This window comes from Sphingomonas sp. FUKUSWIS1, from assembly GCF_000733135.1.
GTDB lineage: Bacteria > Pseudomonadota > Alphaproteobacteria > Sphingomonadales > Sphingomonadaceae > Sphingomonas > Sphingomonas aerolata.
Window position 1 is genome coordinate 1 of sequence record NZ_JPJC01000179.1, and the last position, 4,133, is coordinate 4,133.

Annotated in this window: 2 protein-coding genes; both read right to left on the bottom strand. The window is 67.8% G+C overall.

Annotated features, from left to right (window positions below; genetic code table 11):
• The coding region (locus sphsw_RS11305) for an efflux RND transporter permease subunit (protein ID WP_031440714.1) at positions 1–2,937 on the bottom strand (2,937 nt) is incomplete at its 3' end.
• Positions 2,938–3,092: 155 nt separating this feature from the next.
• On the bottom strand, positions 3,093–4,133 hold a 1,041-nt coding region (locus tag sphsw_RS11310), incomplete at its 5' end, for an efflux RND transporter periplasmic adaptor subunit (protein WP_042467083.1).

A 4,133-nucleotide genomic window follows, 5' to 3' on the forward strand; every position in this document is an offset into this window, starting at 1 on the left:
CAACCGGTCCTTCGCCGCGCGCACCGCCGCCTCGACCGGCGACAGCCCGTCCTGCTCCTCGGCCTGCTTGGCGAACTCGACCACGAGGATCGCGTTCTTGGCGGCGAGCGCGATCAGCACGACCAGCCCGATCTGCGTGAGGACGTTGTTGTCCATCCCCCGCAAATTCACCCCGGTCATCGCCGCGAGCAGGCACATCGGCACGATCAGGATGATCGCGAGCGGTAGCGTCAGGCTCTCATATTGCGCGGCGAGGACAAGGAAGACGAACAGCACGGCCATCCCGAAGACGAGCGCAGCGGTGCTGCCGGCCGCCTTTTGCTGATAGGCGATGCCGGTCCATTCATGCGCATAGCCCGCGGGCAGCGACGCATCGGCGAGCTTCTCCATCGCCACCAGCGACTGGCCCGAGGAATAGCCCTTCGCGGTGTCGCCATCGACCTCGACCGCGGGGAAGAGGTTGTAGCGGACGACGCGGTACGGGCCGGTCTTGTCGCGGAACGTCGACACCGAGCCGACCGGGACCATCTGGCCCGAATTGGAGCGCGTCTTGAGGTTGGCGATGTCCGCGGTGGTGTTGCGGAACGGAGCGTCGGCCTGCGCGGTGACGCGGTAGGTGCGGCCCAGCAGGTTGAAGTCGTTGACGAACGCCGAGCCGAGATAGACCTGCAACGCCTCGAACACGCGCTCGGGCGGAACGCCGAGGAGGTTGGCCTTGGCGCGGTCGACATCGGCGAAGATGCGCGGCGTGGCGGTGTCGAAGAAGGTGTAGACCTGCGCCAGGCCCTTGGTCTGGTTCGCCTTGCCGATCAGGTCGTAGCTCGTCTTGCCGAGGTCGCCATAGCCGTGGCCGCCTTGGTCCTGCACCATCAGGCGATAGCCGCCGGCCGAGCCGATGCCCTGGATCAGCGGTGGCGGGACGATCAGCAGGCGCGCTTCGGTGATGTCGCCGGTCGCCTTCTGCGACTCCGCCATGATGCTGGCGAGCGTGACGCCGAGCTTCTTGCGCTCGGCAAAGCTCTTGAGCGGGATATAGGCGGCGGCCGAGTTGGGGGCGAGAGTCTGCGACGGGCCGTCAAACCCGGCGAGCATGACCGCGCCCTTGACGCCGGCGAGCGGCAGGATGCGTTTCGCGACCTTCTGCATCACCGCATCGGTACGCTCGACCGACGAGCCGGGCGGAAGCTGGATGACGGTCAGGAAATAGCCCTGGTCCTGCGCTGGGACGAAGCCCGACGGGGTGACCATGAAGACGCCGACCGTGACCGCGATCAGCGCGGCATAGGCGACCATCATCCGCTTCGGCGCGGCGACGAGGCGCGCGGTGAGGCGGGCATAGCTTTCGCTCATCCGCTCGAACCCGCGGTTGAACGCATCGCCCGCGCGGCGCACCGTGCGGGTCAGGCGATTGCCCGAGCCGGCAGGGGCGGTGGGCTTGAGCAACATCGCGGCGAGCGCTGGCGACAGCGTCAGCGAGATGAGCAGCGAGATGATCGTCGCGGTCGAGATCGTGACCGCGAACTGGCGGTAGAACGCGCCCGACAGTCCGGTGAGGAACACCGTCGGGATGAACACCGCGCACAGCACGAGCACGATCGCGACGAGCGCACCCGACACCTCGTCCATCGACGTGCGCGCGGCCTCCAGCGGCGAGAGCCCGTGTTCGAGGTTGCGCTCGACATTCTCGACCACGACGATCGCGTCGTCGACGACGATCCCGATCGCGAGGACGAGGCCGAACAGCGACAGGTTGTTGAGGCTGTAGCCGAATGCGGCGAGCACCGCGAAGGTGCCGATCAGCGAGACCGGGATCGCCACGATCGGGATGATCGCCGCGCGCCATTTCTGGAGGAAGACGAGGATGACCAGTACCACGAGGATCATCGCCTCGAACAGCGTATGCTTCACCGCGTCGATCGACTGCGCGATGAACTCGGTCGGATTGTAGATGACCTTGTATTCCAGGCCCTTGGGAAAGCGCTTCGACATGGCTTCCATCTCGGCGGTGACGGCCTGCGCGGCGCCGAGCGCGTTCGAGCCGGGACGCTGGAAGACCGCGGCGATGACGGTGGGCTTGCCGCTGAGATAGGTGTTGGCGCCGTAATCCTGCGCACCGAGCTCGACGCGCGCCACGTCCGAGACGCGGACCTGGCGGCCCTGCGCATCGGTGCGGATGACGACGTCCGCGAACTGCTTGGGATCGGTCAGGCGGCCCTGCGTCTCGACATTGAGCTGGAAGGCACTGTTGCCCTTGTCGTACGGCGGCTGGCCGAGCGTGCCGGCGGCGACCTGGACGTTCTGTGCGCGCAGCGCCGCGACGATCTCGCCTGCGGTGAGGTCGAGCGCGGCCGCGCGTCCGGGGTCGATCCAGACGCGCATCGAATAATCGCGCGCGCCGAACAGCTGCACGTCGCCGACGCCGTCGATGCGGCTGAGGCGATCGCGGACCTGCGTCAGCGCGTAGTTGGAGATGTAGCCGCGATCGAGCGAGTTGTCGGGCGAGACGAGGTTCACGACCATCAGGAAGTCGGGCGAGGTCTTGCGCGTGACGACGCCCAATCGCTGGACGTCCTCGGGCAGGCGCGGGACCGCGACCGCGACGCGGTTCTGGACGAGCACCTGCGCGGCATCGAGGTCGGTGCCGATCTTGAAGGTGACGGTGATCGTCACCTTGCCGTCGCCGGTCGATTGCGACGACTGGTAGAGCATGTTGTCGACGCCGTTGATCTCCTGCTCGATCGGCGCGGCGACGGTTTCGGCGACCGTCTCGGCCGACGCGCCCGGATAGGTCGCGCTGACGGTGACGGTGGGGGGGACGATGTCGGGATATTGCGACACCGGCAGCGACATATAGGCGATCGCACCGACGATCGTGATGATCACCGCGATCACGCCCGCAAAGATCGGCCGGGTGATGAAGAAGCGCGAGAAGCGCATGGGAATTTCCTCGGTAGAGGGGGGCGCGACCTCGCGGACGAGACGCGCAACACCAGCCGTTCCCCGGCGGAGGCCGGGGTCCAGTTGGGCGAACCGCAATGATTACATCGAAAAGCTATGCCACCTGGGCCCCGGCCTTCGCCGGGGAACGGTGGTTATCTGGCGAGCGTGGCCTCACCCGAGATGGGCTGGACCGACGCCGGAGCAGGCGCACCGGTCGCGACCGCGATCCGGCCTGCCTTCGGCGCAACCGTGGCACCAGGCATGGCCATCTGGGTCCCCTGGATGATGACCCGGTCGTTCGGCCCGATCCCCGAGCGGACGATCCTGAGGCCATCGACTACCGGCCCGAGTTCGACCGGTTTCTGGCTCACGACGTTCTTCGCATCGATCGTCAGCAGCACTTTCCGCGCCTGATCGGTCTGCACCGCGTCGTCCGGCACCAGCAGAGCCTGCCGCGTCCCCGCACTCGCGAGGCGCATGTTGCCGAACATCCCCGGCGTCAGGAAATAGCCGGGGTTGGCGAGCACCGCTCGGCCGCGGATCGTGCCCGAGCGCTGGTCAAGACCGTTGTCGGTGAAGTCGAGCTTGCCCTTCCAGCGATGCTCCGTCTCGTCCTGCAACTGGATCTCGACCGCCGCCGGGGTCGCGCCGGGCTGCCGTGCGCGCTGCGTCTTGAGGTAGAGCGCCTCCGACCCGTCGAAATTGAAGTAGATCGGATCGAGCGCGTTGATCGTCGTCAGCACGGTGCCGCCGGTGCCTTCGCCGCCCGCGACCTGGTTGCCGGCATCGACGCGGCGATCGGAGATGCGCCCGCCGATCGGCGCGCGAACCTGCGTGAAGCCGACGTCGAGTGCGCGGGCACGTTCGCGCGCCTGCGCGGCGGCGAGTGCGGCGCTGGCGGCTTCGAGCTTGCCACGCAGCGCGTCGACCTCACCCGCCGAGACGGCTTCGTCCGCGACCAGCCGCTGCGCACGGCCGAGGTCGGTCCGCGCAAGCGACAAGGCGCTCTTGGCGCTCGCGACGTTGGCGTGCGCCTCGGCCAGCGCGGCGGCGAACGGGCGCGAGTCGATCGTGAAGAGCAGCTGTCCCTTGCGGACGATATCGCCGTCATGGAAGTGGACGCCGGTGACTTCGCCCGCGACACGCGGCCGGATCTCGACGCTGCGGCTCGGCGCGAACCGGCCGACATAATC